Source organism: Aristophania sp. ESL1100 (assembly GCF_058511235.1).
In genome coordinates this window covers 636,415-659,953 of record NZ_CP196394.1, presented here as the reverse complement: position 1 = coordinate 659,953, position 23,539 = coordinate 636,415, and the positions used below count along the sequence as shown (strand labels likewise).

The 23,539-nt window shown below is 48.4% G+C and carries 19 protein-coding genes, 3 tRNA genes and 1 pseudogene; 14 read left to right on the top strand and 9 right to left on the bottom strand.

Going from position 1 to position 23,539, the window contains the following annotated elements; all coding sequences use genetic code 11:
- The first annotated feature begins 14 nt into the window (after window positions 1–14).
- The 14 genes and pseudogenes from murB to ACSYSY_RS03195 all read left to right on the top strand — a co-directional run bounded on the left by murB (window position 15) and on the right by ACSYSY_RS03195 (window position 17,946).
- Window positions 15–944, top strand: coding sequence for a UDP-N-acetylmuramate dehydrogenase (gene murB / locus ACSYSY_RS03260; RefSeq protein ID WP_491707880.1), 930 nt, complete (start codon window positions 15–17; stop codon window positions 942–944).
- A gap of 5 nt (window positions 945–949) precedes the next feature.
- Window positions 950–1,942: a D-alanine--D-alanine ligase gene (locus ACSYSY_RS03255; protein ID WP_491707879.1), complete on the top strand. Its 993-nt coding sequence runs from the start codon at window positions 950–952 to the stop codon at window positions 1,940–1,942.
- A gap of 10 nt (window positions 1,943–1,952) precedes the next feature.
- The gene (locus ACSYSY_RS03250; RefSeq protein ID WP_491707878.1) at window positions 1,953–2,930 is read left to right on the top strand and encodes a cell division protein FtsQ/DivIB; all 978 of its coding nucleotides are present in this window, start codon (window positions 1,953–1,955) and stop codon (window positions 2,928–2,930) included.
- Window positions 2,930–4,267, top strand: coding sequence for a cell division protein FtsA (gene ftsA / locus ACSYSY_RS03245; RefSeq protein WP_491707877.1), 1,338 nt, complete (start codon window positions 2,930–2,932; stop codon window positions 4,265–4,267). Before ACSYSY_RS03250 ends, ftsA begins: the two co-directional genes overlap by 1 nt.
- Before the next feature lie 77 nt (window positions 4,268–4,344).
- A complete protein-coding gene (gene ftsZ, locus ACSYSY_RS03240) occupies window positions 4,345–5,772 on the top strand; it encodes a cell division protein FtsZ (protein WP_491707876.1) in 1,428 nt (475 codons plus the stop codon).
- Between the two features lie 50 nt (window positions 5,773–5,822).
- A complete protein-coding gene (lpxC, locus tag ACSYSY_RS03235; protein WP_491707875.1) occupies window positions 5,823–6,827 on the top strand; it encodes a UDP-3-O-acyl-N-acetylglucosamine deacetylase in 1,005 nt (334 codons plus the stop codon).
- Between the two features lie 100 nt (window positions 6,828–6,927).
- Window positions 6,928–7,752: pseudogene (locus ACSYSY_RS03230) on the top strand (outer membrane protein assembly factor BamD); the annotation flags it as partial.
- A gap of 475 nt (window positions 7,753–8,227) precedes the next feature.
- Window positions 8,228–9,970, top strand: a complete 1,743-nt coding sequence (gene recN / locus ACSYSY_RS03225; RefSeq protein WP_491707874.1) for a DNA repair protein RecN — start codon at window positions 8,228–8,230, stop codon at window positions 9,968–9,970.
- On the top strand, window positions 9,967–12,048 hold the full coding sequence (gene ligA, locus ACSYSY_RS03220; RefSeq protein WP_491707873.1) for an NAD-dependent DNA ligase LigA: 2,082 nt from the start codon (window positions 9,967–9,969) through the stop codon (window positions 12,046–12,048). Before recN ends, ligA begins: the two co-directional genes overlap by 4 nt.
- Before the next feature lie 197 nt (window positions 12,049–12,245).
- Window positions 12,246–13,661, top strand: a complete 1,416-nt coding sequence (locus ACSYSY_RS03215) for a cytochrome-c peroxidase (protein ID WP_491707872.1) — start codon at window positions 12,246–12,248, stop codon at window positions 13,659–13,661.
- A gap of 209 nt (window positions 13,662–13,870) precedes the next feature.
- A complete protein-coding gene (locus tag ACSYSY_RS03210; RefSeq protein WP_491707871.1) occupies window positions 13,871–14,638 on the top strand; it encodes a glucose 1-dehydrogenase in 768 nt (255 codons plus the stop codon).
- 383 nt (window positions 14,639–15,021) lie between these two features.
- Complete coding sequence (focA, locus tag ACSYSY_RS03205) at window positions 15,022–15,867, top strand: formate transporter FocA (RefSeq protein WP_491707870.1); 846 nt, start codon at window positions 15,022–15,024, stop codon at window positions 15,865–15,867.
- Window positions 15,868–16,002: 135 nt separating this feature from the next.
- Entirely contained in the window at window positions 16,003–17,388 is a 1,386-nt protein-coding gene (locus tag ACSYSY_RS03200; protein WP_491707869.1) for a hemolysin family protein, read from the top strand.
- The gene (locus ACSYSY_RS03195; protein ID WP_491707868.1) at window positions 17,389–17,946 is read left to right on the top strand and encodes a nicotinamidase; all 558 of its coding nucleotides are present in this window, start codon (window positions 17,389–17,391) and stop codon (window positions 17,944–17,946) included.
- 77 nt (window positions 17,947–18,023) lie between these two features.
- Here ACSYSY_RS03195 and ACSYSY_RS03190 read toward each other — a convergent pair whose 3' ends face one another.
- The 9 genes from ACSYSY_RS03190 to ACSYSY_RS03150 all read right to left on the bottom strand — a co-directional run bounded on the left by ACSYSY_RS03190 (window position 18,024) and on the right by ACSYSY_RS03150 (window position 23,534).
- A complete protein-coding gene (locus ACSYSY_RS03190; RefSeq protein ID WP_491707867.1) occupies window positions 18,024–19,400 on the bottom strand; it encodes a glucoamylase family protein in 1,377 nt (458 codons plus the stop codon).
- Between the two features lie 319 nt (window positions 19,401–19,719).
- A complete protein-coding gene (locus ACSYSY_RS03185) occupies window positions 19,720–20,073 on the bottom strand; it encodes a hypothetical protein (RefSeq protein ID WP_491707866.1) in 354 nt (117 codons plus the stop codon).
- Between the two features lie 117 nt (window positions 20,074–20,190).
- The gene (locus ACSYSY_RS03180; RefSeq protein ID WP_491707865.1) at window positions 20,191–20,556 is read right to left on the bottom strand and encodes a hypothetical protein; all 366 of its coding nucleotides are present in this window, start codon (window positions 20,554–20,556) and stop codon (window positions 20,191–20,193) included.
- Window positions 20,557–21,073: 517 nt separating this feature from the next.
- A tRNA-Arg gene (locus ACSYSY_RS03175) sits at window positions 21,074–21,150 on the bottom strand.
- 25 nt (window positions 21,151–21,175) lie between these two features.
- Window positions 21,176–21,252 (bottom strand) — tRNA-Pro (locus ACSYSY_RS03170).
- A 117-nt stretch (window positions 21,253–21,369) separates the two neighbouring features.
- A complete protein-coding gene (gene gpt / locus ACSYSY_RS03165) occupies window positions 21,370–21,873 on the bottom strand; it encodes a xanthine phosphoribosyltransferase (protein WP_491707864.1) in 504 nt (167 codons plus the stop codon).
- A 96-nt stretch (window positions 21,874–21,969) separates the two neighbouring features.
- A tRNA-Asn gene (locus ACSYSY_RS03160) sits at window positions 21,970–22,045 on the bottom strand.
- Between the two features lie 78 nt (window positions 22,046–22,123).
- Complete coding sequence (gene rnhA, locus ACSYSY_RS03155) at window positions 22,124–22,591, bottom strand: ribonuclease HI (RefSeq protein ID WP_491707863.1); 468 nt, start codon at window positions 22,589–22,591, stop codon at window positions 22,124–22,126.
- On the bottom strand, window positions 22,584–23,534 hold the full coding sequence (locus tag ACSYSY_RS03150) for a homoserine kinase (RefSeq protein WP_491707862.1): 951 nt from the start codon (window positions 23,532–23,534) through the stop codon (window positions 22,584–22,586). Before ACSYSY_RS03150 ends, rnhA begins: the two co-directional genes overlap by 8 nt.
- Between the last annotated feature and the right edge of the window lie 5 nt (window positions 23,535–23,539).

The following is a 23,539-nucleotide window of genomic DNA, read 5'->3' as shown; positions in this document are numbered from 1 at the left end:
TGATTACGCAAATTATGCTTCAGAATTTTACGCCTCCTCTGGTTCGCGGTCGCTTGTTGAGACATGCGCCACTGGGTCCGCGCACATGGTTTCGATGTGGAGGCTCTGCTGACTGGTTGTTCATCCCTGAAGATGAAAAGGATCTGGCACATTTCCTCAGCCAGTGCCCACCTTCTCTGCCGCGGACGATTCTTGGAGCGTGCTCCAACGTCATTATCCGCGATGGGGGACTTGAAGGCATTGTTATCAAACTGACTGGCAAATTTGCCGGGATTGAAGAAGATCATGACGGGCTTATTGTCGGCGCAGCAGCACTGGACGTAACAGTCGCAGAAAAAGCCGCGTCTCTGGGACTGGGTGGTCTGGAATTTCTGGTTGGCATCCCTGGCTCTCTAGGCGGTGCTGTGGCCATGAATGCCGGAGCGTATGGAGGTGAAATGATCGATTGCCTGGACTGGGTGGAAGGCCTTGATCCAGCGGGACAGTCTCTCAGACTGAAAGCCGATTCTCTGCATATGAGCTACCGTCACAGCGAATTGCCTGCGGGCTTTATCGTCACACGTCTGCGTTTGAAGGCACACCCAAAAGACCCGACTCTCATCCGGCAGAAACTCTCTGAAATCCGGGCCTCTCGCGAAGCCAGCCAGCCTCTGAGAACACGGACAGGGGGCTCGACTTTCCGTAATCCGGACGGCCATAAAGCCTGGTCGCTGATAGACCAGGCTGGTTGCCGGGGCTTACGCATTGGCGATGCTCAGATGAGTGAAAAACATTGCAATTTTATGCTTAACCTGGGACAGGCAAGCAGTGACGACCTTGAAACACTGGGGGAAACAGTGCGAAAGAAAGTATTCGATCAGAGTGGTGTCCTTTTGCAATGGGAAATTAAACGCCTTGGTCTGACCTCTGCTGAACGCATGACTAAAAATTCTGTTACGGACTGACCTTCATGAATAATACCTTCTATGATGAGAAAGCTGATCGTCCTCTAAAAGTCACCGTTCTGATGGGAGGCACTTCCAGCGAAAGAGACGTCAGTCTTTCAAGTGGGAAATCTGTTGCGCAGGCATTGGCGTCACTCGGTCATGAAGTCCAGTCTCTGGATGTCGGCACGGATCTCCTGCGCACCATTACAGAATTAAAAGCCTATGGGCCTGATGTTGTTTTTAATGCACTGCATGGCCTTGGTGGAGAAGATGGCACCATTCAGGGTGTGCTGCATTGGCTTGGTCTGCCTTATACCCATTCAGATGTTCACAGCTCAGCCATTGCCATGAACAAGGCAACAAGCCGAATTATTTTTGAGGCCCATAATCTGCCTGTTGCTAAAGGACTGGTCATCTCTCCTGAAGAACTGGCAAAGTCAGACCCACTGCCCCGCCCCTATATTATCAAACCCCTTTTGGAAGGATCTTCTGTCGGGGTTACGATTATGCAACCGGGAGATGAAACACGCTGTGACATTGCCCGTTCCTGGCGTTATGGCAAAAACATCCTTGTTGAAGATTATATTCCAGGGCAGGAACTGACTGTTGGCGTCATGCGTGATACGCCTCTTGCTGTCACAGAAATTCTTCCTCTTTCAGGCGAATTTTACGATTTCAGCGCAAAATACCAGGCCGGAGGGTCACGCCATATCGTGCCCGCAGCACTTCCTGCTGACGTGACTGACCATTTATGCTCTCTTGCTGTTAAAGCCCATAAAGCTTTAGGATGCTCAGGCGCCAGCCGCACTGATTTCCGTTATGATCAGGAAACAGGCAGAGTGGCCATTCTTGAAGTCAACACACAACCCGGCATGACACCTACCTCATTACTTCCTGAACAGGCAGCCTATCGCGGGCTTTCTTACGGCAAGCTGTGTGAATGGCTGATTAAAGAGGCGCTTTCTCTCAATGCCTCCTCTGTGTCTGCCCTTCTTATGTCGCCGCAGAAAGGCTGAGCCTTCTTCCATGTACGCAGGCCCACCCCCTCCAGAAAAACCGAGACATCCCATAGAAGGCGATAGACCTTCACGCCTGTCTCTTTTCTGGCAACGCCACAAAATCGGGCTAGGCCGCACATTTTTTCTGATTATCATTCTTGGGATTGCTACTGGCAGTGGCTGGACGCTTTACAACATGCTGTCTGACTCGCAGATGGAGGCAATCAGAAGCAAGCTTGAAGCCCTTGACCCTCTTAAAATAAAAAAAGTCACGATTATTGGTGCCCACCTTACGGACAGAGCCACGATCATGGCTCAACTCAACACAGATACCGGCCATAACCTATTCGGCTTCTCTGTTGAGGACGCCCGGTTAAAACTCAATAAACTGCCCTTTATTGAACGTTCCATTGTAGAAAGACACCTGCCTGATACAATCGTCATCACGGTGGCAGAACGTGTTCCATCAGCCATATGGCAAACCCATGGTCACTTTGTGCTGATTAATGAAGAAGGAAAACCTGTTTCAGAGCAGCAATTCACAACGGCGGATACCGAAATTTTTCGCAAATTACCGCTTGTTGTAGGGAATGGCGCTAATGAAAACGCCGCTCCGCTTATCTGCGCTCTCAAACATTATCCTGAAATCGCCAAACTTACGTCCGCTCTTATCCGTATCGGGGATAGACGCTGGAATATGATGATGAGGAACGGGATCCTGATTTTGCTCCCGGAAAATGCTGAAGAAGCAGCATTGAAGCGTCTTCAGGCCTACCAGCAAACTCTCCATCTTCTTGAACGTCCTCTTTCTGCCATTGATATGAGACTGCCTGACAGGATGGTTATTCACGTATCACAACCTGCTGATCCACAGACACCTCCTCAGCCACAACTGACCACTTCTGTCATGGACAAGAAAGTTCCTGCTTCACCTGCCGTCGATTCTTCGTTAAAGAAAAAAACATTGCCTCCTCCCTCTTCCGGTCTTGCTGAAAAACATCCCTGATGCCCGCCTCGCCTTCACGACAGACCAGTAACGAACTTTTTCTTTCCTCCCCAGAGAGAGAGAACAGGGCTGTACTCCCTATCCTCCCCACAGAGAAACGTCCCGGTTTTGAATGGCGCTCAGGAATCAAGGCAGTTCTGGATATCGGATCAACCAAAACAACCTGCCTTATTGGCCGAGGGCTGCAAAACGGGGCAATACAGGTTCTGGGGTGGGGATGGCGGCGCTCTGAAGGAATACAATCAGGGGCTATTATAGACACCAGACTGGCTGAAGCTGTTATCCGCGCAACAGTGGGCGATGCTGAAAAACAGACGGGCAGGCATATTGATGATTTGATCGTCAATCTCTCAGGAGGGAATCCAACAAGCCTTCATACAGATGTTTCAATGATGATCGGCAATCGGGAAGTGGTGGAAGATGACGTCCGGGATTTACTGGAAGATGCCCGCCTTTCAGTCCACCGAGATGGTCGCGAAATCATCCAGACTCTTCCTTTGGGATTTAATGTTGATGAAACACATGCTGTGCCGAATCCATGTGGGCATTTATGTCAGAATCTGCTGGGTAAATTCCATCTGATTGACGCCAATACCAGCACGTTGCGGACACTCAGCACTGTTTTGAATAAGGCGGAATTACGCCTCTCCGGCCTTGTTTCCAGCCCGTTTGCTGCTGGACTTTCAGTGCTGGACCATGATGAGCGTGACCTGGGTGTGACAGTGGTCGAAATGGGCGCTGGAACAACCTCTCTTGCCACATTCTCTCACGGGAAATTACTTCATACGTTTCAGTTACGTATTGGAGGGCATCACATTACCCGTGATATCGCCTCTGCATTAAATGTTCATACAGACACTGCTGAGTGGCTCAAAACCATGCATGGGGCTGCCCAGTATCTTTCTGAAAATGAGGATTATACGATCCGCCTCCCTTCGGGCACAGACCGCACGGCAGAGCGCATTTCCCGTTCCCAGTTAATTGCCATTATCGCCCCCCGGGTCGAGGAAATTCTGGAAATGACACGTCATGCGCTCGATAATGCCGGACTGGGACCATTGGCTGAAGGCAGAGTGGTTCTGACTGGCGGAGCCTCCCTTCTGACAGATATCGGGCCGGTTGCTGCGCGCATTTTTGGCCGTCAGTTACGGCTGGGTCAGCCTGTCAATATTCAAAACCTGCCTGAAAGCTCAGCCATTTCAGCCGGATTTTCCACAGCATCGGGTCTGTTGGCTTGGGCTTTGGGGGCAGATACACAATTTTCTCTCGTGGAGACCAGTTTACAGGGACGAAACTGGATGAAGCGTCTTGTTAATTTCATCGGCAGGCATGTATAATTCTTCAACGCCCTTTGGCTGAATCACCTGACTGAATCTCTCAGCCGTTCTGTTTTCTATCGTTCGGAGCCGCACATATGACACTGAACCTGACCCCAACGACCCCTAGCACAAGTGTCGTCAGCCCTCCGCGCATTACAGTTGTCGGGGTTGGCGGTGGCGGCGGTAATGCTGTCGATAATATGATCGCTACTGATCTGCAAAGTGTGGAATTTGTTGTCGCCAATACAGACGCACAGCAACTGGCCAACTCTCGCGCTGATGTGCGTCTCCAGCTCGGTCCTAATTTGACACGCGGTCTTGGTGCCGGTGCCAAGCCTGAAATCGGACGCAAATCAGCCGAAGAGGTTGAAGAAGAAATTCGCCAGCATCTGACAGGGGCTGACCTGGTGTTTATTACGGCCGGTATGGGAGGTGGCACAGGAACAGGCGCAGCTCCTGTCATTGCACGCATTGCCCGTGAAAATGGCGCTCTTACCATCGGCGTTGTTTCAAAACCTTTCCAGTTTGAAGGAATAAGACGCTGCCGTTCTGCTGATGCCGGGATCGCAGAGCTGCAAAAATATGTTGATACGCTGATTGTCATTCCCAACCAGAATCTTTTCAGCTGCGCCACACAAACCACGACATTGATGGACGCTTTTAAAATGGCGGATGACGTTCTTTATCAGGGCGTCAGAAGTATTACGGATCTTATGGTTGTGCCTGGCACGATCAATCTGGATTTTGCCGACGTCAAAACCGTCATGGGCGAAATGGGTAAAGCCATGATGGGCACTGGTGTCGCTGACAGTAAAGTTGATGGTCAGGACTGGGCGACAATTGCAGCAGAACGCGCTATCTCCAATCCACTTCTGGAAGAAACATCCATTCGTGGCGCACGCGGCCTCCTGATTAATGTCACAGGCGGCAGGGATCTGGGGCTACACGATTATACCAATGTGATGGAACGCATTCGCGAAGAAGCCCACGAAGATGCCGAAATCATTGGGGGGCTACTTTTCTGTGAAGAAATGAGCGGTACGGTCCAGGTTTCCGTGGTCGCTACGGGAATTGTCTCCCGCGAAGAACAAGAAGCTCTGCAGGCTGCAACTCAGGCAGATACTGCTTCTGATGAGAGCCAGCAGAATGCGGTAGAACAAAAGCCAAAAGAAGTTCCTGCGGCTGCCCCTGCTCCACGCCAGGAATATCATCACGTGCCACATCCGGCACAGACTGTGCCACAGCAACCCATGACCCCTCGGGCACCGGAAGCACCTACGTATGCTGACGATGCAGGCCAACATGAAGGAGGCGGTTTTTTCAGCCGCTTCTTCCGTAATCGCTCAGCTGGCTCTGATCAGAGGGGAGAGCGGTCTACACCTTTCGTTGATCCGCAACAGCAGCGCTCTGCCAGACCAACTGGTTACAATAATCCCCCTCCCCGCCAACAGCAGGGACAGGATGATCAGGCAGATGATTCCAATCTGGATATTCCTGCCTATTTAAGACGCCCGCAAAAGTAAGGGCCTGAAAAACCATCTTTATGGGAAGGGCATCATGAGGCCCTTCCTTGATGATCGGTAAGAGTTTCGGGAAATACGAAATGGGGGGCCTCCCTCCTGGAAGGGACTTTGACGTGTCAGGAAAAAATGAGGAAACCTCTCCCAAGGCTTCAACACCCCACAAAAATGCTTCCCGACCGGCTATTTCTCAAACAACACTTAAAAAAGAAATTTTTTGCCGGGGCATAGGGCTGCATACCGGTAAAGAGATCACGTTAAAACTGCTGCCCCAGCCAGAAGATAGCGGTATCCTCTTCCAGAGAGTTGACCTTTCCCATACTCGTCCTTTCCGATTGTCACCCGAGACTCTTCAAGAGGCTTCTCTTGCAACCGTTATTGCCTCACCCGATGAACCGGACGTACGTATCGCTACAATTGAGCATCTTCTCGCGGCTCTCCACGCTCTGGCCATTGATAATATTCTGATTCAGCTTGACGGTCCTGAAATTCCCATTTTTGACGGAAGTGCCCAGGATTTTGTTTTTCTGCTTGGATGCGCAGGCCAGAAAGAACTCGCCGCACCACGACGATTTATCAAAATTCTTCACCCTGTGACGGTCAAAGGGCAAGATGGTGCCTTTGCTTCTTTCCAGCCTCGTAAAAAACAAAAATTTTCTCTTTCAGTCGCCATAGACTTTAAAGCCCGAATTATAGGGGCCCAGAAAATAGACTTCACGCTGAAACAGGATGACTTTCTGAAAAACGTTGCTTTCAGCCGTACTTTTGTCAATTATAATGATATAAAAGACCTTCAAAAACAAGGACTTGCTCTTGGAGGCTCCTTAGAGAACGCTCTTGTTGTAAATGATGATCATGTCATCAATTCCGGTGGATTAAGAAGTGACGATGAATTCATTCGTCATAAATTACTCGACGCTATTGGCGATTGTTATTGTTTTGGCTATCAAATCATAGGAAAGTTTGAAGGTTTTAAATCTGGCCACGCCCTTAATAATCAGCTTATAAAAGCTCTGGCAAAACAGAAAGAAACGTGGCAGCTCATTTCGCCAAAATGAGCTCTTGAGTCTTGAAAGGTCATTATTTTAAAGAGAAAAGACACTTTTATAATGACCCTGTCCCTCTTCCCCCTGTTACCTTCCATGCTATAAGGCAGTTATGGTTAGCATCATCAAGCATCACGCTGTAAAAACCCCTTCCTCCCGCGCCCTGACTCTTGGTTTAAGTGGTCTGATGGGACTTGCATTGCTCAGCGGCTGTGCCGATGATGCGGATAAACGCGTTCCCAAAACAACGGATGCTGAGACACTCTATAATTACGGCGTAGATTCTCTTCATGGCGGTGATTATAAACTCGCCAGTGCTGAGTTCGAGTCGCTTCAACAGAATTTCCCTTATTCCGGTTACACGGGAAATGCCGAGCTTCTCGAAGGATATGCCTATTATCTTCAGGGCGAATATGAGCTTTCCGTACAGCAGCTTGAACGCTATCTCCAGCTCCATCCAACCAGCCCTGATGCCGCTTATGCCTATTACCTGCGGGGACTGTGCTATTACGAACAGATAGGGATCGTTTCACGTGACCAGCTCGGCACGATTGAAGCCATGGATGCCCTACAGGAAGTGATTACGCGCTTCCCCCAGACATCTTACGCACGTGATGCCCAGCTTAAAATTGATCTTTGCCGTGACCATCTGGCCGGTAAAGAAATGCTTGTCGGCCGTTTCTACGAACGCGAAAAAGATTATCAGGCATCTCTTGGCCGCTATCAGCGTGTTGTACAGGATTTCCAGACAACGAACCACGTGCCGGAAGCACTCGAGCGCATTGTTGAGGTCAGTCTCCGTCTGGGGCTGAAAGATGAAGCACGCCAGAATGCCATAATTCTGGGTTATAACTACCCAGACAGCAAATGGTATCGTATCGCCTATAACAAACTCAAATATAACGGCCTTCTTACCAAAGAAACACGCAAGCCCGGCAGCCGAAACGGTAAATTCAACGAAACCAGAAAAGCCCAGGGTCCCGTCCTGGCATCCGAGACACTTGATGCGACAAAAACAACTCCTGTCGCTCAATTCGACATTCCGAGCCCTGGGCAGAGAGGCGCTTCTACCCCCATTCTCCCACGTGGTGGAACACCTGCACCAGCAATGTCTCCTGTAAATCATGGGGCGCCCCCTCCGGCAATTGCCACAGTGCAGAATGTCCCACAAAAAACGTCCGTTTCCTCATTGCCTAAAAATGCAGCTATGCACCAGAAGCCGAAAAAAGAGGATGAGGGATTCTTTTCATTCCTGAATCCTGTCGGAGATTTCTTCTCCCCTGTTGGCGATTTCTTTGCCAATATGTGGAACGATATCTTCTAAGCCTCTTATACGATATTAAAATAGAACTTTCTGGCCCTGTTGCTTCGTCCTTTCCGGGCGAAGGGGCCCTGTGCTCTAGGGGGGTCACATGCTGACACAACTCTCTATCCGGGATATTGTTCTCATTGAAAAACTCGACCTTCATTTTGAAGAAGGATTGACCGTTTTTACAGGTGAAACCGGTGCCGGAAAGTCAATTCTTCTGGATAGTCTCGGCCTTGCCCTCGGGGAGCGCGCTACTGGTAACATCATCCGCACCGGTGCTGACCAAAGCAGTGTCACAGCCGTTTTTGAGCTTCCTCCTCATCATGACGTGCATGACCTTATCAAAGAACTTGATCTTGCACCCATAGAAGAAGGTGAACCTCTCATTCTCCGCCGCCTTATCACAAAAGACGGACGCTCCCGGGCTTATATGGGAGATCAGCTGATCGGAATTTCCGTTTTACGGAAAATTGCCTCTCTTCTGGTCGAGATTCAGGGGCAGCATGAGCAAATGGGACTGGCCGATCAAAAACTCCATCTTGATTTACTTGATTCTTTTGGAGCCCTGGCAACGCCTGTCGATAAGGTGAGACAGGACTGGAAAGAGTGGCAACAGGCACAATCTCAGTTAACAGAGGCTCGAGACGCCATTGAGCAGGCCGAAAAAGAGGAAAGCTGGTTACGCCAGACCATCGAAGACCTTTCTGCCCTTGCTCCCCAGAATGAAGAAGAAAACCAGCTTGTCGCCCTTCGCACACAATTACAGCAGGAGGAACGCCGACGGGAAGCAGTTACAACGGCTTTATCTGACCTGAATCCACGCGATCGTCGCAGCGCTCACCCTGCCAATGCCCTCCGCTCAGCCAGCCGGACATTGGCACGGCTTCTCCCTTCTTCCTTTGGTGCCCATCAGCAGGAAGACGACGCACAAAGCGAGCCTTCGCCTCATCAGTTACAAGCACAGGAAGCGCTGGCAGCCCTTGAAAAAGCTGAAGAAGCCCTGGCAGATGCTGAAATGTTGCTGACACGGCTGGCAGCCGATACAGATTCTGATAACCGCCTGCTGGAAGAAACTGAAGAGCGGCTCTTTGCCCTGAGGGCAGAAGCACGCAAGCACCATATTACTGTTGCCGAACTTCCTGATTTTCTATCAAACCTGCAGGAAAAACTCTCACAGCTGGAAACTGGAATTGAAACCATTCATCAGCTTGAGCTTACGGCAAAACAGGCTGAAGAAACTTATAAAAACAGCGCAAGAGCCCTGGGGCAAGCCCGTCAGAAAGCAGCCAGAGAGCTCGAAAAAGCGATTATGGCTGAATTAAAACCGCTCAAACTTGAAAGAGCACGTTTTATTGTCGAACTGACCGAACTACCTGCCCAAAACTGGTCTCATCGCGGTATGGAAGAGGCTTCTTTTCTTATCGCCGCCAATCCCGGCCAACCAGCCGGTCCCCTTGGAAAGGTCGCTTCAGGAGGGGAGCTTTCCCGCCTGATGCTGGCGCTTAAAGTTGTTCTTGCTGGGCGCTCAAGCCTGACAACCCTTGTTTTTGACGAAGTTGACTCCGGTGTTGGAGGAGCAACCGCTTCGGCCATAGGTGAAAGGTTGCACCGAGTAGCCAGGGACGTCCAGGTACTGGCCATCACACATAGCCCCCAGGTCGCCGCCTCAGCGAAACATCAATATCGCATTGCCAAAAAAGTTCTTAACCAGAAAACCATCACCACCGCCGAACCTCTCTCCCCTCTGGAGCGGCGTGAGGAACTTGCCCGTATGCTTGCGGGAGATAGTATTACCGAAGCCGCACGTGCGGCAGCGGACAGCCTTCTTGGAAAAACACCTTCATGAATGACACCCCCTCATCCCTTCTTGCGCAATATCAGGACCTTCAGGCAAAAATAGCACGCTGGGATGAAGCTTATCACGGGCATGATGCCCCGGAAGTCTCGGACGCAGAATATGACCATGCCCGACTTGAAATTTCACGCCTGGAACGGCTTCACCCGGAACTGAAAAATCAGAATAATCCCAGCGAGAAAGTCGGCGCGAAACCAAACCCGGCATTTGGCAAGCTCAAACATCGCGTCCCGATGCTTTCCCTGGGGAATGTCTTCAATCCTGAGGAATTTCAGCAATTTGTCAGTCGTGCCGGGAATTTCCTCGGTCTTTCAGAAGAGGATTCCCAGAATCTCAGTTTCGTCGCTGAACCGAAAATCGATGGCCTCTCCATCAATCTCACCTATGAGCACGGCGCGTTGATTTCTGCTTCAACACGGGGCGATGGAAGCGAAGGGGAAGATGTCACAAACAATATCCGAACCCTCAAAACCGTCCCTTTAACACTCGGTCAGAACGCTCCAGACTTCATTGAAATACGCGGTGAAGTTTATATGGAGAAATCCCGCTTTTTTGAGCTGAATGAAGAGCAGGAAAAACGGGGAGAAAAGCCCTTCGCCAATCCGCGCAATGCAGCCGCAGGCTCCCTCCGCCAGCTTGACCCGGCTGTAACAGCCAAACGGCCTTTAGGACTTTTCGCCTATAATATGGGAGGCTCTTCAGCTCCTGTTGCTCACACTCATATGGAGTTTCTCCAACAGCTTCAGGAGTGGGGATTTGAGGTCAATCCCCTCTCACGTTTGCTCGCACATGCACGCGATATCCCTGCCTATGTGGAACAGCTGGCCCGTGAACGCTCTGGCCTGAATTACGATATTGACGGGATCGTTTTTAAAATAAACGATATTGCCCTTCAGCAACGTCTTGGATTTGTCGGGCGTACGCCACGTTGGGCCATTGCATGGAAATTCCCTGCGGAACAGGCCATTACCAGACTTGATGATATTGAAATACAGGTCGGTCGTACAGGAGCCCTGACACCTGTTGCCCATCTTGAACCGGTCAATGTCGGGGGCGTTATCGTCTCCCGGGCAACCTTGCATAATGAAGATGAAATCAACCGCCTTGACGTTCGTGTCGGTGACCTTGTGCGCCTGCAGCGCGCTGGCGATGTCATCCCGCAAATTCTGAGCGTTTTGCCTCCCTCTGAAGGACAGAAAGAATCCCAGCGTGCTCCGAAATTCGTTTTTCCCGATCACTGTCCGGTTTGTGGCGCCTATGCCGAACGCATACAGGGGGAAGCCGTCAGACGCTGCACGGGAGGCCTGACATGCGAGGCCCAGACGGTTGAACGGCTCATCCATTTCGTCTCACGCAACGCCTTTGATATTGAAGGGCTGGGGCAACGCAGCATCAGAGCCTTTTATGAGCTTGGATTTATTAAACAGCCTGGCGATATTTTCCGCCTCTCCCGCCATAAAGAGGCCCTGCTCAAGCTAGAAGGTTGGGGACCACAATCGGTTGATAATCTCTTAAAGGCCATTGATGAAAAACGCACAATCACACTGTCACGTTTTATCTATGCACTTGGCATAAGACGCATCGGCGATCGTAATGCCACTCTTCTTGCCCGGCATTATAGTACATTTGAAAACTGGCTCCGTTCCATGCTGGCGCTCAATGATGAAAAACGTGACGATTATGAGACATTAAGCGCGATCATGGGAATTGGGCCTGCCATCGCTGACGAGCTTGCTGCCTTTTTCCATGAGCCGCACAATAAAACCGTCGTGGATGATCTGGCCACCCAGCTTACTATTGAAGACCATCCATCTCCCACTATGGAAGGCACAGAATCCCACAAGCTGGCTGGTGAGACACTGGTCTTTACCGGATCATTGACACAGATGTCCCGTCCTGAGGCCAAAGCCATTGCAGAACGGCTGGGCGCTCATGTCACAGAAACTGTTTCCAAAAAGACAACGCTTGTCATTCTGGGAGAAAAAGCCGGCTCAAAAGCAAAAAAGGCTCATGAGCTCGGAATCCGTACCATCAATGAAGATGAATGGCGGGAACTGGCCGGGTTATAAAAAGACATCCTCCACTTCCCCGGAACTGTAAGGTCGGGAGAAAGAGAGATCCTCTTTCCCCGCCCTTCCTGATGACCGGCGTCAAATTAATTGGATTTCTCTATTAAAAAGATAGACATAATCATTTTGACATTTTTTACTATATAAAACAGATACTCTTTTGGTAACTTAACAATAAGAACGTGGAGGAATAAAGTTTGAAACGAGTATTGATCTCTCTGGTCGGTGTCGGGATTCTGGCCTATGGCGGTACGGTCGCTTATCTGCAGAATTATGACCGTAAAACAGCTCCCGAGCTGCCTATGAACTCCCCCACACAGAAAGATCCGGTTGCCCTCGCTGCTTTTAACGCGCTGAATGACGCTCGTTGTGACTATTGTCACACAGTCGGGCGTGACCTGCCGTTTTACTTCAGTCTTCCTGTTGCTCATACCATTATGGCAAAAGACCTTTATCAAGGGAGACGTCATTTCCGTCTTGAGCCTGTTCTGGCTGCTTTCGATGAAGGAAAGCCACCTTCTGAAGAGGCGTTATCACGGATCGAAGAAGTTGTTATCCAGAACCGGATGCCTCCTCCACAATATCTTCTGCTGCACTGGCATGCTCACCTTTCCCAGAGTGAACGTCAGGCTATTCTGACGTGGGTGAAGGAAACACGCCGTAAATATTACGCAACGACTGGCGCGACTGCCGCTCTCGCTGCCGAGCCCATTCGCCCTGTTCCTGAAACTGTACCCGTCAATCCTGCAAAAGTGGCTCTTGGCCACAAGCTGTTTTTTGACAAAAAGCTCTCAGGCGACAACACACTCAATTGCGCCAGCTGCCATGGGCTGGATACCGGTGGCGTGGACCGTCTGGTCACAGCGACGGGTATTGGTGGGCAAAAGGGCCCCATCAATGTCCCCAGCGTGTATGATGCCTATTTCAAAATCGCACAATTCTGGAACGGACGTGCCCCTGACCTGGCGGCGCAGGCTGCCGGCCCTGTCATGAATCCGCTTGAAATGGGCTCACATAACTGGTCTGACGTTACGAATAAACTGATGGCAGACAAAGATTATATGCCGATGTTCCAGGCTGCCTTCGGTCCTGATGCACAGATTGATCAACAAAGCATCACACAGGCAATCGCGGAATATGAAAAAACCCTGATTACGCCTGACAGCCCCTTTGACCAATATCTGAAGGGCAAAGACGACGCAATCAGTGCTCAGGCCAAACGTGGTTATGAACGTTTCAAGGCCATCGGCTGTGCCAGCTGCCATAGCGGCATTGCCGTTGGTGGTGGTGCTTTCGAAATTATGGGTCTTGAAGCTGACTATTTCAAAGACCGCGGTGGAAAAGAAACTGACGCCGATAAAGGTGTCTTCGCTCTCGACCAGGAAAAAGACGACCTTAATCGTTTTGTCGTCCCCACCCTGCGTAATATCGAACTGACCCCTCCCTATTTCCACGATGGCAGCGCCAAAACGCTTGAGGATGCTGTGCGGAAAATGGCCCATTATCAGACGACGGACACCCATCCTTCTGATCAGGACGTTGCTGATATTGTCGCCTTCCTTAAAACATTAACCGGCAAATATGACGGTCACGATCTGAGCACCGGAAAGTAAGTTCCACACTAAAACAGGCAGGTATTTATGCAGGGTACCTGCCTGTTTTCCAGGTGATGATCTTAAAATCCGTTCATCACACTATTAAATCCTATTCATTACCAGACTCATTATGAGTCCTATATAGTCAAAGACAGGTTATCCGCCTGTTCTTCCATAGTGCTTGAGGCGGTTTCCCGAAATCCCGCTTTACATAAAGGAAGAATAGAATGAATCCTGTCTATGACTTTAAAGGTCAGGTAGCGCTGGTTACTGGTGCGGCATCAGGTATGGGGCTTGCCACTGCCCGGGCATTTGCCGATGCTGGCGCTGCCGTCGTCATTTCGGATGTTAATGCAGACGGTGTGAAGCTGGTCACTGATGAGCTGAAAGCCAAAGGACATAAGGCCCTCGGTGTTGTTTGTGACGTCACGAATGAAGCTGAAGTCGCTTCCATGATTGAGCGAACAGTCAGAGAGTTTGGGCGCCTTGATATGGCCTTTAATAATGCCGGTATTCAGGTCCCGCCCTGCGATGCTGCGGATGAGCCAGCTTCCAGCTTTGATCATGTTAATGCGGTGAATCTACGCGGCATCTGGGCTTGCATGAAACACGAATTAGCCCAGATGCGTAAACAGGGAAATGGTGCCATTGTTAACTGTTCATCACTCGGTGGCCTTGTCGGCCTTCCCTGCCGCGCGGCTTATCACGCTTCAAAACACGGTGTCATCGGACTGACCAAAAGCGCTGCTATGGAATATGCGCCTCGGGGAATAAGGATCAATGCGATCTGCCCAGGGACAATCGACACGCCAATGGTCTCTGACATGCTGGTAAAGCAAGCCGATGCCATGAAGGAAATTCTCAAGGAACAACCAATCGGGCGTCTGGGACGTAGCGATGAAATTGCTTCAGCAGTCCTATGGTTATGCAGCCCCGGTGCCAGTTTTGTGCTTGGTGTCGCTTTGCCCGTTGATGGTGGTTTTACAGCTCATTGATAGACTAACAGCTGGTTACTTTATTGTCTTCATCACAAGAACATATCAGCAACCCAGGTGCCTTATCCCCATCCAAGGGGGCTTATTAATAAGGGGGGCGTGCCCCCCCCTGGAAAAGATTTTCCCAAAATAAGAAAGACTTTCTTTTTAATAAAAATAATCCATATATCTATAAGTAATTTTTATAATGATAGTGTGTTTATTATTTTATAAAAAACAATCTCAAGAAAAGTTTACAAATAAATCTTTAAAATAACATGATTCACTTAAGAAATACGGTATAATTTCACAAAAGAGCATCATCTATTCAGAATCTATTATTTGTCACTCACATTTATTTGATTTGTGGGTCACATTATTGCACAAGAGAGACAATCAACATCATGACGCAGTCAGTCGATAATCGTACGCCAGCAGAAATGGCAGAGCTTGCGGAAAAACTAGGCATTGCCAAAGTCAGAAAGCATGTAAAGGAAACCTTTTTCTCGGCCGTAACGGCGGGTATTTTCATCTCCATAGGGTTCTTGTTTTTTATTACCGTCACAACCGGCAGTGCCCATATGCCGGCGGGCATGGCAAAACTCGTCGGGGGGCTGTGCTTTTCACTTGGGTTGATATTGGTCGTTTTTTGCGGGGCTGATCTTTTTACCTCCACGATTTTAACATCCGTGCCCACAGCTAGCAAACGCGTCAGCTTTACACGCATGTGCCTTCATTGGCTGATCGTCTATATCGGCAATTTTGTAGGGGCCCTGTTCTTTGCCGCTCTTATCTGGTTTTCTGGCGAATATATGGCCAATAACGGGCAATGGGGTTTAAATGTCCTCAATATTTCCAGCCTTAAATTACAGCATACGTTCATACAGGCCGTATTTCTGGGAACATTGGCAAACCTGATGGTTTGTCTGGCAGTCTGGATGAGCTATAGTGGACATTCACTGATTGATAAAATGCTGATCCTGATGTTGCCGATTGCTGTCTTTGTGGCGAGCGGCTTTGAACATAGCATCGCCAATATGTTCATGATTCCATTAGGAATGGTTATCCACTCTTTTGCCTCTCCCGAATTCTGGAAACTCGTTGGTGTCAATGCCGATCATTACTCACAACTTACATGGGGCCATTTTATCATGGATAATCTGATACCTGTGACCATTGGCAATATAATCGGTGGATTATTGGTGGGATTAACCTATTGGGCCATGCATTTACGCAACAGGCCTCAATAATATCAGTAATCCCAGGGCATTTCTGTCCCTATAGCTCATAGCGAGACCACATTCATCATTCCATGAAAGCAATCTTATTGAAAAACCTGCAAGGGGATGGATTTTTATGAAGAAGACAGGCTAAAATCATGCTGTATGTCTTTTTTATCTGCAAATCTTCATCCTTATTGGCTCTTTGTAGCGGGTATTTTCTTTACAATCGTGCTGATCGGGATTTCTGTTTTGATTTCACTGTCTGAAATCTCTTTCGCAGCGGCGCGTGAATCCCGGATGCGTGGATTTGCAGAAGAGGGAGATAAGCGCGCCAAAGCTTTTCTGGCACTGCGTCGCAATAGCGGCAAGGTTATGACCGCGATACAGATATGCCTCAATGCCATGGGCATATTAGGCGGGATTGTCGGGGATTCGATGCTCGGCGCCCCATTGGGAACAATGCTTGAATCCTGGGGGATCAATCACGTTCTGGCCCATGAGCTCGGATCATTGATTGCGTTTGTCCTTGTGACAGGCCTTTTTGTTCTTTTTGCCGATTTGTTGCCTAAACGGGTTGCCATGAATGCCCCTAATCAGGTGGCACTTAAAATTGCATGGTTTCCTTCTCTCGTCCTGAAGCTCCTTTATCCATTTGTATGGATATTCTCTCATATTTCTGACGCGATTTTGCGTGTTTTGCATATTCCTGCAGCGCCGATGGTTGAGCGTATGACGCCTGAGGATCTGCGCGCTGTACTGGCTGCCGGAACGGCTTCAGGCGTTCTTCTGGAGCAGGAACATCAGATGATCCAGAATGTCATGGCGTTACAGGACCGTTCCGTAACATCGGCCATGACCCCTCGTGATGAAATTGTTTTTCTGGAAGTCAGTGAAAGTCTTGAAAGCCAGCGCGATAAGGTACGCGTGCGCCCTTATTCGCGGTACCCTCTTTGTGATGGTGGGCTCGATCATGTCATCGGCTCTATCCGTGCAGAGGATGTCCTGGTTGCTGTCGTCGATGAGCCTACTGCCCATAAAGCTGAAAGACCATCGCAAAAGAGCCAGATATTCCAGATGCGACGGGATGTGCTGTCATTACCTGACACATTGAACCTTTGGGAGACATTAGCCCAATTTGATACACATGGTGCCGGTTTTGCCCTGATCATCAATGAATACGGCCTTGTTGTCGGCTTGACGACCTATAAAGATATTATGGGGGCGCTGATGGATGGATTGGCCAATCCTTTTGAAGAACAGGCCATTGTTCCCCGCGACAAGGATTCCTGGCTTATTGATGGGGCCGCTCCGATTGGCGATGTTGTCCGGGAACTGAACATCCCGCTTTTTGAAGATGGCCATAATGTTGATACGATCGGTGGGTTCGTCATGCATCGCCTCAGGCGCATGGCACGCAAAGCAGACCGCGTCAAAGCCTCGGGATTTTGTTTTGAAGTGGTTGATGTTGAAGGATTCCGTATTAATCAGCTTCTTGTAACGCGTATTTCCGCTCTTGAAGCGAGAGAAAAAGATAAGAAATTACCCTGAATGATCATCAAGCCGGGCCCCGAAGACGCTCTTCTCATTATTGATATGCAGAAAGATTTTTTGCCTGGTGGCGCTTTGCCGGTTACAGGAAGTGATCAATTAATCCCTTTGATTAATCGCCAAATTCAAAGGGGTTTTTCGACCGTTATCACTACGCGTGACCGGCACCCGGCTAACCATGTCTCATTTAAGACCGAGGGAGGACCCTGGCCTTCCCATTGTGTTGCCGGGACCAGTGGAGCTGAGCTTGATCCCCGTTTGATTCTTCCTCCCTCAGCAAAAATTTTTGACAAGGGAATGGATGCGTCAATTGAAAGCTATTCTGCTTTTACTGACAGTGCTGGCCGCACAACAGGTCTTACGGCTTATCTCAGAAACCACCATATAAAACGCGTTTATTTATGCGGCGTTGCCCTGGATTATTGCGTAAAAGAAAGCGCGCTGGATAGCGTAAAAGCCGGCTTCGAAACGCACCTGATCGCCTCTCTTACACGCGCTGTGAACGACCCGGCTCCGATCTTGGATGAGCTGAAGAATCATCATATCGTGATTCAGTAAAAGCAAAGACTTAAAAAAATCGGGTTACGACCCCTCCTCTTCACGCTCCACAGGCTTGAAGAGACATAGGGCAAAAATTATTTCTGCCCAAGCCATCCTCCTGTAAAACCGGCCTTGTTCAAGGCAACACGGATAACCGGATTTTTTTTCATAATCTTCCAGACAAACTGGCTGCGATAATTCTCAATCATAAGCAGGATCGGCCCCTGATCTATTCCAATCTGTTGGCCATCGGCCCAAAAGCCATCCTGGGTTTTAAAGGTCGGATTAAAAGCATCGACAAATCCATAGCGCTTATAGATTTTATCACCATAACGCCGCTTCATCTCTTTGAGTGCCGGCAATGCGATTTCGGGGGCTATAGCTACAGAGCCACCTGCTGCCGTTGGGGCAATCGTGCCGTCATCATTTATGTAATCACGCCCAACCCCTCTCGCACTATAGGAAAGGTAATGCCTTTTAATACCGTCCTGCTCCTTGGTGACCTCTCCAGGCCCATCGCTGGCTGTTAACCCCCAGACATCCTGGCTATAATCGTTCCACTTTCCTGGGTTAGATTTGGCATATTCGCGCTGAGCATAAACCGCCTCACGGCTGTTTTTGAAATAATCCGTCTCGTGCTTGCGATTAAAGGAATCCTTAATTCCTCGAAAATCAATCCACGCTTCTGAATATTGGTGGCCAAATAGCGGAGCAAAATTCAGGAAAGTATGCCCCTGAAATTCTCCCCATTGGTTATTATAGGTCGTTGTCCAGTCTTTCCAGACCTTTTGCGGTAAGGGATGCGTCGGGGAAGCCAGTGCCAGAAGATAGATAATCAGCCCCTCATTATATCCCTTCCAATCAACAGGGATAAATTTATCAGGGGGAAACCAGCCCATACTGAGCCATTGGCCATTATGGCGCATCCATTGCCAGTCAACCCGACGGTAGAGACGCTTGGCAAGAGTCCTGATTTGACGCTCCTGAGTGGTTGGGCGATCGTAATAAGACTGGGCAAAAAGAACGCCCCCCATAAGCAAGGCAGTATCGACACTGGAAAGCTCGGACCAATCAGCGACACGAAGCCCTGTTTCAGGATTGAGAAAATGATAAAAGAAACCATGCGAGCCTGCTGAGCCGCTGGATTTATCATTCTGTGGCAATTTTTCAAGAAAACGTAATGTCGTTAATGTACGTTCTACGGCCTGGCTCCGCGTAATATAGCCTCTCTCCACCCCTATTCCATAAGAAGTCAGGCCAAACCCTACACTCGCAATACTGGCAGCCCCACCCGGGACAGGCGTACGATCCGGTATCAAGCCGTTTTTGGGATTGGCGTTATCCCAGAACCAGTCGAAAGTGCGTTTTTCAAGATCATTGAGAAAAAGCTGATCCTCTTTGGAGAGCTTCTGGAACGTAAGGCCCGTATCCGATTTTTGCAAAAGAGGAGATTGTTCAGTCTCTAAGGCCATAGACGAACGTTTTGTAAGTGAGAAGCCGGAAATGATAACCAGCAACAGAAAAAACAGACGCCTCAACTTATTCTTTCTTGAGAGTGCCTCAGAAAGAAAATTCCTAATCAAAACCTATCTCCCCACTTATCTTTACACAATCTCAGGGTAAGCCACGCACGATCGGAGAAAAACGTAACAACCTCAAATAATTCTGCGTGTTATCTATCACGAAGAAATATAGGTCAAGGTTTTTATGGTAATTTTTAGTAAATATAAATAATTTTACAGAAATATTTAATATAGTTTCAGAATTAAATTACGAAAAATTAACACAACTCTATAGTTCCAGTGTGTTATTTCTTAGGATATAGACCAAATCATGGTCACGCTTACCTAAAAGACATTCAACATCCTTATAAGCATCCTGAGCTGCAAGAAACACATCATGAAATTTTGTATTGAGTGACGAATTCATTATATAATTAAGAATATTAGTAAGAATGTTACTGCATATTTTTAAAGAAAAAATATCCACATGATTAAAAGCCAGTTTGAAACTGGCCAATGCTTCTGCTGTTAATTCCATTACATTATCCAGGAAATGTGAGGATTTATCAGAATCCTCCACCATTTCCATTTGGCGAAAATGACAATAAGCATCTAATTTTAAAAGACTTTGCTCAGCATCCATTTTTTTCGCCCTCCAGAAAAAATCATAAATACTTAAAATTACATAAACATCACATAAACCTGGTCATAAAACACATTTCAAAATCACTTAGAGTCAGTAAATCTATTTATATAGTCACTAAAGAGCCATACTATTTGACATATCGAACGCCTGTTCTTTCTGCCAACAGGAACATGAATCATCACATTTCAATATGGGTTTCAAAGACGCTTTATAGGCATTCTCAGCCAGGGCAAAAAGTTCAGAATACTCCAGATAAGACGGAGAATTTTTAATAAGATTTAGAGCATTAACCAGCGTATTGGCACATACGAGCATATAGCAACCATTATCACTTTCTGTCGCCAGTTTATAAGCCGCCAGGGCATGATCAGCCAGGGAACTTACTTTTTGAAGGATAGGACTGTGAGGTCCACCACCAAAGATCATCTCCTGCATTTGGCAGTATGACGACAGCCCTAACAAAGCTTGCTCAACACTCATTACTTAAATCTCCAAGGAATCTTAGCGAGCAGTCTTTCTGGTCCGCCCTCTGAGACTGAGGTATAGCGAAAAGAGATTTTTAACAACTTTATTTTGACACAATTTAATAGAAAATACTTATTAAAGTGGATCATTACATCACAAAAAGCGTGATTTTAGTTAGAATTATAGTATTTATACAATAAACAACTTATATAGATTTCAAATTCCACAATTTAAAAAACGCCCAGCAAGACACATAAATGTTAACATATAGAAATAAAAAACGACTTTTAAACCTTTATTTCGATAAATAGCCGATACATACTTGTAAAAATCGAAGAAAAAATATGTTCTAAAAATGTTATTTTTAAGATTAAATTACGAATACTAGTATTCAGTGAAATTAAAATTTCTTTTACGCACTAACCTCACTCCTTCGTCCAATAAACACATCCACGTGATAAATAGACGTATCGCGAAGTAAACGTCGCCTAATACGAATGAAGTATTTCAAAATTTTTAGGAAATATATTAATGGTGCGCCCTGCTGGATTCGAACCAGCGACCCACAGCTTAGAAGGCTGTTGCTCTATCCAGCTGAGCTAAGGGCGCTCTATTCTTCTCTCAGAAGAGAACATGGTCGGGGCGCCCGGACTCGAACCGGGGGCCTCTTGTACCCAAAACAAGCGCGCTACCAGGCTGCGCCACGCCCCGTGACCATGTGCGGCACACTAGTCCGCCCGGCAAAATTACGCAAGAGGGAAAAAAACAAAATTTGTCTCTTTTTTAATAAGTTACACATCTTTTTCCCCTGCGTTTCAAAAGCGCTTCTTAACGACCGTTTAAGGGGGGCACAAAAAGGGGCGCCGTATCCCAGGGGAAAAGCACCCACGTCTCCTGAGGAACTTCTGTGATGAAATGATCCGTAAAAGGGCGTCCTTCAGGTTTTGCATACAGGCACGCAAAAACCCCTTTAGGGAGCATATCTCGAACGTAACGAGCCGTAACACCGGAATCGACCAGATCATCGACAATCAGAAAGCCATCACCATCTCCGGCCTCTGAAGGAGACTTCAATGTTTTTGGCTCACGCTGTGTCCCCTCTTCGCCCTCATAGCTGGCAACGGAGACTGTCTCAATCACTCTGCACCCAAGCTCACGAGCCAGAATCGCCGCAGGGATAAGCCCCCCACGCGTAATTGCAACAATTCCCTTGAAAGGAGGATATTGCGCCATAAGCCTGGAAGCCAGTGCACGAGCATCTCTATGAAGCTGGTCCCATGTAACCGTGGCATAGTCCACGCTCTGCGGCGTGTTATTTTGTAATGCAGTCATAAGTCATCATCTGCACTTACTGAAACAAAAATTCAACCGATTGAATGTTATCTGGGTAAAAAAACAAAAAACCCGCACTATGGCGGGTTTTGAAACTGGCTCCCGAAGTAGGACTCGAACCTACGACCCAGCGATTAACAGTCGCTTGCTCTACCGACTGAGCTATTCGGGATCAGTGAGGCTTTATCTATCCAAAAACTTTCCGGCAGTAAAGCCCCCTGTAAGCATTTTTTAAAAGTTTTTGAAAAAATTATGTTTCAAGAGCTTTCCGAGCCTCTGTTGCCAAAGCATCAACCTGCTCATTTTCGGGAATCCCGGCATGGCCTTTAACCCATAACCATTCAATCTTATGCTGACGTGCCGCATCAAGCAGGCGTCTCCAGAGATCCATATTAGCCACGGGATCTCCCGAAGCATTGCGCCAGTTACGGCGCACCCAGCCTTCATGCCACCGGGTTATGCCATTTTTGACATATTCACTATCTGTATAAAGCCTGACCTGGCAGGGGCGCTTAAGCGCCTCAAGCGCTTCTGCCGCTGCCGTCAGTTCCATTCGGTTATTCGTGGTTTCCGGATCATTCCCCTGAAGAGTCCGCTCACGTCCACGATAGCGGAGCAGGACACCCCATCCTCCTGGCCCCGGATTCGGCTTGCAGCCACCATCCGTCCAGATTTCTATGACGGACTGATCCGTTTCATCAATTAAAGTCTCAGACACGATTCTGCCCTAAAAAATAATGGAGACGATTCTGATAGGCCCACGGGTCTTTTTTAACGACATTGGCCCCCGCTGGCGTATGAACCCAGTCATATAAGCGTGTCAGAAGAAATCTCATCGCAGCCCCCTGGCAAAGAATCGGCAAAAAGGCTTTTTCTGTTTCGCTCAGAGGTCTGACTGATTCATATCCGCTTATAAGGCTTTCAGCGCGTTCTGGCTGGTACGTTTTTTCATCTACAAAACACCAGGCATTCAGGCATATTGCGAGGTCGTAAGCCAGAAAGTCCGTGCAGGCAAAATAGAAATCAATAATGCCGCTTACCTGCCCCTGCTGAAAAAACACATTATCCGGGAAAAGATCCGCATGAATCTGTCCGCTTGGCAATTGGCCCGATAGAGGCCAGTTTTTCAGAATCTGCTCAAGGTCACACTTCGTCTGCCTGATCAGATTCTCTATCGCCTGATCACCATGGCTGCGGCACTGAGCCAGAAGAGGCTTCCAGCTTGCTGCATTCAGGCTATTAGGGCGTTCAGCTTTATAACCCTCCCCTTTCTGATGCAGCTGCGCCAGAGAGACCCCAAGCTTTTCGCAAGCCTCCGGCGTAATCGCCTTCAACGCTTTTCCCGGCAGGAACGTTACGATAACTGCCGGGCGCCCGGCCAGATTTTGTAATGCTTCCCCTGTTTTATCCCTGACAGGCAAGGGACAGGATAGCCCTTGATGAGCCAGATGGCTCATATATCCGAGGAACCAGGGCAACTCTGCGGGATTCATTCTTTTTTCAAAAAGCGTCAGAATATAGGTTCCCGAACTCATTGTGAGGCGGAAATTACTATTTTCAATGCCTTCTGTGATCCCTTCAAACCCGTAAAGTTCCCCCAGCGCATAACGCTGGAGAAATTCTTTCAGGGTTCCTTCTTCTAGATCCGTATAGACGGCCATAAAAC